Source organism: Flavobacterium filum DSM 17961, from assembly GCF_000425465.1.
Classification (GTDB): Bacteria; Bacteroidota; Bacteroidia; order Flavobacteriales; family Flavobacteriaceae; genus Flavobacterium; species Flavobacterium filum.
On the sequence record NZ_AUDM01000022.1, the window covers coordinates 21,202 to 28,527 of the forward strand.

General features: G+C 34.6%; 5 protein-coding genes. All 5 read right to left on the reverse strand.

All coding sequences use genetic code 11. The features are described 5' to 3' along the window. Positions 1–337: 337 nt before the first annotated feature. On the reverse strand, positions 338–4,045 hold the full coding sequence (locus H601_RS0111990; protein ID WP_026711743.1) for a bifunctional metallophosphoesterase/BamA family protein: 3,708 nt from the start codon (positions 4,043–4,045) through the stop codon (positions 338–340). A gap of 321 nt (positions 4,046–4,366) precedes the next feature. Then, the gene (locus H601_RS0111995) at positions 4,367–4,741 is read right to left on the reverse strand and encodes a hypothetical protein (protein ID WP_156900399.1); all 375 of its coding nucleotides are present in this window, start codon (positions 4,739–4,741) and stop codon (positions 4,367–4,369) included. An 82-nt stretch (positions 4,742–4,823) separates the two neighbouring features. After that, a complete protein-coding gene (locus H601_RS16850; protein ID WP_026711695.1) occupies positions 4,824–5,960 on the reverse strand; it encodes an RHS repeat-associated core domain-containing protein in 1,137 nt (378 codons plus the stop codon). Positions 5,961–6,175: 215 nt separating this feature from the next. Continuing rightward, complete coding sequence (locus tag H601_RS0112005; protein ID WP_156900398.1) at positions 6,176–6,349, reverse strand: hypothetical protein; 174 nt, start codon at positions 6,347–6,349, stop codon at positions 6,176–6,178. A gap of 181 nt (positions 6,350–6,530) precedes the next feature. Next, a partial coding sequence (locus H601_RS0112015; protein WP_483788262.1) for an RHS repeat-associated core domain-containing protein occupies positions 6,531–7,326 on the reverse strand: 796 nt, incomplete at its 5' end.

Here is a 7,326-nt window from a genome sequence, read left to right on the forward strand (position 1 = left end):
GAATACTAGTGTAAAAAACAATATCAATTTTGTTTTCATCAAGATAAATTTTTTAACAAAATTTGAAATTATTTTTATTTATTCTGTTAAAAAAATAAATCTTAAGCAAAAATTAATTTTAATTCATACAAATTTATATAACTTACCTTGGAACACGGATGTAAGAAATTCAAGAAATTTTAAAAATAACAAAAGAAAATTATTCCAATTTCTCCAATTGTTCAAATCTGTGTTCCTTAATTTTTTTGTACACGGATATAAGAAATTCAAGAAATTTTAAAAATTATTTAAATTTCTCCGATCTGTGTTCTTAAAAGTATTTACATTCTATTAAGCATTAAAAATTAAATTTCATCCCAAAAGCAATCCTCCCCCCATCACTCGAATGAAAATAAGAAAGTGTAGAAGAAATGACATTACTGCTGTTCAACCACATTCCAAATCCGGTAGATTGATGCCACTTGTCTGAAACATCGTTGGGCAACCAAACTCTACCGTAATCAAACCCAACAAATGCACCATAATTTACCGGAGCAAATGGGTTTTTTATTTGACCAATGGCATATCGCAAATCAGTTCCCTGAAAATAAGCTGTTCTACCTGAAAAACGATTTTCTCTGAAACCTCTTATATCTGCATCACCACCCAACGTTGCCGCTTGATAAAATTCAAATGTCGAACCAAATAACGTTTTGGCTTTTAAAGTAGTTTCTATTTTCCATTGAGCATCCGGAGTTAAACGATATACGAGGTTCAAAGCGGTTTCTGCAGAGGGAACTTGACGTGAAAAATCACCCAGATTTGTCAACCATTTTCCTTGCAACTGAAAACCCATTCCCAACGAAGGAATAAATGAATTGTCATAATTTTTGAATTGATACGTCAATCCGATTCCGGCAAAATGTTGAAAATCAAAAACGCGATTGTCAACTACTCCCGATGAAATAAAGCGATCCGGAGTATTTTCAACCTTATAAGCTTCGTATTGAATTTGTCCGGTTATAGCGGTACTTTTTGATTTTTGCCAAACCAATCCCGGACTCACTTTATACGATGCAATTCGAACACGGTTAAAATCAAAATCGTCTGCGTCATTCGGGGTTTCATTTCCAAAACCAAAAAAGTTCTGTGCAAAACTACTACTGGTGACTTGTGCATCCATAATCAAATCATACGATGCCACCGCTTTTTTGATGATTCCGGAATAGCCGAAAGCGTAACCATTTGTGGCAAAATAATAATTTGCATTTAGGCTATGATTTTGTGAAAAGGGATTGCCTACATATCCTTTTTTGATGTAATTCAACTTAAATCCAACTCTGAAACCGTCATCCGGATTGAAACCCAACAACGGAACTCCCGAAAATGTATTGAACTTTGGTTTTTTGTAATCATACGTATTAGTCTCATAATCATTCGACAACAGCACAGCCGTTTTTCTATCAACATTCAGCGTTGTATTCGTTTTAAAATCGTGAATTTTTACTTTTTTGCCATTTTCAACCACGTAGGAATCATCACCTAAACCACCAATTAAACGAATCTTGATGGGAGAAAATTCTTTTCCTTCCATGCTAAATTCGTCTTTTCCTTCCAACCCAAAAAGCCAGATTTCTTTGGTTTGCTTTTTTGAAAAAGTGCGTTCGTAAACAATATTGGAAGGCAGTTTTTTCCCGTTATACACCACTACAGAAGTTCTTCCGTTAGACAAACGATTGATGACAAAAACATCATTTTGCATCGTGCCAACCACCAATGTTTTTTTGTGTAACAAATGCTGATATTGTTTGGCAACTTGTGGTAATTTCTTCAATCGATTCCGCAAAAACAGTTTCAATTTGGAGGTAGTTTCGTCTTGCAATTCTGATGGCAATTGTAAAAAAGCCTTATTAATCACATCATTAGTCAAGTGTTCTTGAATATACTTCGCTTGTTTTTCCCAATTTTTTTCATCACTATCGGAGAGAATAGCCAAATCTAATGCATACGATATTTCGTTAAAATCTTTTGTTTTTTTGTGTTGATAGCTGTAGGAATGCATTTGCCCCATCGCCGGAATACTTTTTAATAATCCTAAAAAAGCACCGTCATATTTGGCGAAAGCTTGGTCGCGATGAATCGGAATTGGTCGATAAATGGTTTTTCCTTTTTCCTGATGAACGCCCCAACGCCAATTTTTTTCCTGTCGGTCCCAGTCGCCAATAAGCATATCAAACAATCGAGCTCGAATATAGTCTTCGGTATCCACCACATGGTTTTTATCGGTTCGGATTTGATGTAACATTTCATCCGTGTCAATAATAGCAGAGGGTTTTCCAAAAATGCTATTGTTTTTTTGCGTAGTATTCGCTTTTTCGGAAACATAATATAACGTACCGCCAAATTGCTCATTGAACGTACTCAAGCCGTTTTGATTAGGGATGTAATATAATTTTGGTTGCGTAAAAGGAACATCAATTGATTTAGACAAAACCGGAATAACCAACGGAGTAAACGGATGAATGGTAGTAAAATAATCCCGAAGAAAATCTTCTGACAAATAATTTTTGGACGTATTCTTGCTGTTTTTTTGTTCATACGCCAACGATTTAAAAAAGGAAGAAGCATCTTTTTCCAGTGGCGTCATCACAAATTCTTTTCCGTTTTTATCTTTTAGTAAAAGTGATTTTGTGGTGGCTTCGTTGTCAATTCCAATTGGTTTTAATCCGCCAAAAAGGGTATCCAAAGTGGCAGTTTTAAACACAAGCGTTTGTTTATAATAATTTTTATAATGTTTTCCCCATAAAAATTGATACACCCCGTTTTTACGACCAACGGGTTTGCCAAAAATGGAACGTTTAACGGTTGGGTCAAATTGTTTGGGATAATTTTGATGTTTAACATTCGATTCCGGTTCTCTTAGTTTTTGTCGGAAAAGCAAACCTTCTTTTCGATTGTTGGTGGAATAATAGGAAATAGTAGAAGCTCCGTTTGCATAAATATCCACCACCGCATAACCAAAACCACCAAAACTAAAATCATTCGGGTTCACTGCTCTTGCCGGAGTAAAATGAGCTCCCGACCCACTAATAATCTGTTGAATACCGTCTTTGTTGATGTATTGCAAATTTTGTTCATGACCGGAAACCACTGCCACATGCTTGTATTTTTGTACAATCGCTTTTATCCGATCAGTCATTTCACGATAAGATGGATGTTGTACATCTCCGGTTTTGTAGCCACTTGCTTTTCGAAACAGGTTATAAAAACTGCCAACAATCGGCAACGGAATGTTCTTTTCAAGCGGAAAAAGTTGTTGATGTAACGAATACTGACCACCATAAACGCCATTGCTCAAAAGCGGATGATGAATGGCTAACAATATCGTTTTTTCCTGATTTTCCAACAAATGACTATCGAGTTCGTCAAAAAATTGCTCACGGGTTTTAAGACTACATCCGCTGTTGATTTCGGGATGTTCGTTCCAATCTTCCAAAAACCATTGCGAGTTGATGGCGATTAATTCAACGTTTTCACTGAGGGAGATGAATTCCATTCCACAACCGTTTTTGGGGAGCAATTGAGCTGTTTTTTTACCATAAGCCGAAATGAATTTTTCTTGTGCCAACAAATGATTCAAGCCGTTACCCCAATCATAATCACCGGGCAGAACATATACGTTTCCTTTGAATTTATCTGTCAGTTGCAGCTGTTTTAAAAGTTTGTCTTCACCGAGCGAACGATTTTCACCTATCCCATTCAACGGAAAAACATTATCGCCTAAAAATAGAGCAGTGCTGTTTTTTGAGGCGGTTTCCAACCGTTTTTTAAAGTTGGAAAGTGTTGGGGTAGCTCTATCATTTTGTGTATTCGCCGCATTTCCGGTTAAAAAAACAGAATACACAATGGTGGTCGTATCAAGCGATTGATTGTTGTAAAACGAAGTGGCTTGACTGCCAAGTTGGGTTTTGTAGGAGGTGCAGGCGGTAAATAGACCCATTACCATCAACAAAGTTATTCCGTAACAAATTAGTTTGGAAATAATTTTGAAAGAATGCAATTTCATTACGGGCTATTTAGGATTTGGTCAAATATAAGCAATTAGCGATTGATTTTTCATTTGAATTAAAAATCACAATATTTATACTTGTAGTAATAACGTTTTAAAGTGGGTTATCGTGTTTTGTTTTGATGGAGCGGGTTGGGGAACAGACGAAGTAAATTTATAATTTCTACTCATACTTTTGCTTTAATTCAAATGTAGTAAAAAACTTTTTTTATTTGCTTAAACCATAGTTATCTGGGGGGTTATTGATACTTATTTGAGAGATTTTAAAGCTAGAAAAGCTTACGCATTAAAAAGCCCTCAATTTTGAGGGCTAAATGTTTATGAGAAGTCGTATAAATCTATTTTTACTGTTGAACCTATAATTAAATACTCTAAAAGTTCTTTAATTTCAAGAGGTAAATCCTTCATTTTCACACCTGACTTGTTGTAATAAACTATATCATTTATTTTTAACTCTATCCGCCAAGAATCTAAAATGATTTCAGTAGTTGTATTTGGTGCAATTCTTAATTTATCCGTAAACTCATTTATTTTTATATTTTCATCTTTACTAAAAGATTTTTTGAAAATAACATTTGGGATTTCTTTATTCTCAATTGTAATTTGGCCATCATTATAATCAACTTCATAGATAGCTTCACCACCGCTTGATGGATAAAAATAAAACTGTACCTTTTCTGTGTGTGAGTTCATAATGGTGTCTTTTGGTTTATCCTGTGAATTACAAGACACAAAAAGAAAAATAAATACTGTATAAAAAAAATATGCTTTCATATTAATATGCTCCTCTTGGATTTTGTCCTTGTTCTTTTCTTATTTGATTTTCTTTAATATCTCCTTTTTTCACTCCCTTAACGCCAACTGTTCTTAACTCTTCATTAGGTTTTGTTTGTGTAACGTTTCCTCCTGCTGTTTTGTAAGTATGTGCCGTCGGTGTAAAACTTACATCTCCTTCGGTAATGTGGTCTGCGTGTATTAGTTCATGTGCTAAACCAACTTGATTTGGTCTTTTTGCACCTGAAACATTACCTGTTTTGGGATCAACCGTTTTTATAGATGGATTTGATGTAGGGTCAAAATTTACTGTTACATCATCTCCTTTTCCATTGGTTGATTTTGTCCAATCAGTATTTCCAGATGCATCTCTGCTGTCAGGTCTAGCAGAATTGCCACTACCAGCAGCTCCTATTACTATAGTAGTAGTTTTATCAGAACTATTTAGTTCTCTAATTAAATTAGTTCCTGCTGCTTTAGTTTCTGAACCAGATTTTGCAAGGCTTGCTATTTTAATTCTAATAGTTCCGTCTTTTTGAGTTGAATAAACTAACTTATCATTTGTAAGTTTTTGAAGATTACCTAAAATTGTATAGGTATCCTTTGTAGATGTGCCTTTTGGTAAAACAATATCCCTACCGTCAGGGTCGATGTACATTATTGGATTATTAGCAACATAGGCATACGGTGATATGCTCGGATACTTCTCAGCCAACGGGTCAATATTCATCCATCTACCAATCGCAGGGTCATAATTCCTTGCACCATAATCATACCAATTCAATAATAACTCGTCTTGCCATTCTTTCCCGTTGTACTTATACTTATACACCATCGGCTTCTCCTCTGTTGGTAATACTAAACCGGGTATTTGCAAAGCTGTAAGTTCATCTTCTTTTTTGCCATATTGCTTTCTACCCGTGTTGTAATTTTGGTGTTTCAAACCAAAAGGGTAGTAATGGTTTTCTTCCAATACTTTAAGAACGTTGGTTTCAGGGTCTTTTCCATAGTTTAAGCGAATGTTGCCTAAATGGTCTTTGTACTGATACGCATAGTTAATTACTAAGTTATCCGGTCCAAATTTCACCACACTTACATAACCTTCCGGGTGAGAGAAGAACTGTAATTCACTATTCACATACTGAAAACCGCCTAAATAATCGGTTACAACAGGGTCTTCACTGCCTTGGTAAACTGTTTTGCCTACTTTAACGCCTGAAATAAATAAAACTAATTAATCTGACTTTTTCTTTATTTCAAAAGTAATAAAAACTTTTAATTATTTGCTTGAACCACCCGAAAGGATTCGGGCGGGAGCGGTGGTTTTTGATGTAAAATATTTTAAAAAATGGTCTATTTTAAGTATTTGTATAATCTAAATAAAAACAACAAAACACCTACTATAACTATAAATAACCAATATTTTTTTGTCGAACTATAATTTTCATTTTTTGTTATTTTTATAAAAATACCAAACCCTATTGCTAATAATGGTAATATTAACTTTATGATTTCTTTTGTTTCCATTTTTATCAATTTTTTAAAAACATTATTAAACCTATCAAAAAAACTACTACACCTCCAACGTAGCCTTTTAAATGCATTACGTAAGAAGTTGTTAATTCTGGTTTTCTCTTTTTACCATCTTTGTAAGTAATACAGAAAACGACTACACCAATTATCATTAATATTATTGAAAAGAACATACTTATTTTTTTTCTTCTTCGTTGTTAATAGCTCTACCTACTGCTGTTGTCTTTAAACTAGCTCCCTGAGTTAAAATTGACTTATCAAGGTTAAAATCGACATCTTTAATATTACCAGAACCTGGTAAAACTTTATTAAGACCTTTTTCTATTAGCTTGTCAGCAACCATTAAACCTGCATTTGTCCCTGCTCCGTTTAAATCTTCATTATTTAACTGAACGCCAATTTCAATAATCGCCCCTGCTCCTGAAAGACCATTACCAATGGCTGCCAAGGGAACTCCAATTTCCGCACCAATACCTGTAAGAGTTAAACCATATCCAACAACCGCTATTCCATCGCCTATATCTTGCATGCCTTGAGAAACAGCTGTAATAGTTCCTTCGTTTTCTTTAACCCATTGACGAGCATCGTTTACAGTTTCCTTTGTTGCTGCTACAGCTTTATTTGTTGTCTCAACAACTGCTTTCTTCGTTTCATTATAAGTTTTGGCTACAGAGGCTTTAGTTTCGTTATAAACTTTAGTTGCAGAAGCTTTGGTTTCATTGTAAGTTTTTGTTACAGAGGCTTTAGTCTCATTATAAGTTTTGGAAACTGTTGCTTTAGCTTCATTATAAGATTTGGCAACAGTTGCTTTGGCTTCATTGTAAGATTTTTTAACATCGCTCCACGATGGTATTTTTGGCCACATACCGTCAGGATCTTGGAAGTAAATAGGATTATTAAAACAATAATTATAAGGCGACCATCTACGACCTTGTTCCGCTAATGGATCCATCTGCCAAAATCTTCCTATT

What these genes read in the sequence shown, in the direction of transcription:
- H601_RS0111990 (WP_026711743.1), bottom strand. Translation starts at nt 4,045, where the DNA reads ATGAAATTGCATTCTTTCAAAATTATTTCCAAACTAATTTGTTACGGA.
- H601_RS0111995 (WP_156900399.1), bottom strand. Translation starts at nt 4,741, where the DNA reads ATGAACTCACACACAGAAAAGGTACAGTTTTATTTTTATCCATCAAGC.
- H601_RS0112005 (WP_156900398.1), bottom strand. Translation starts at nt 6,349, where the DNA reads ATGGAAACAAAAGAAATCATAAAGTTAATATTACCATTATTAGCAATA.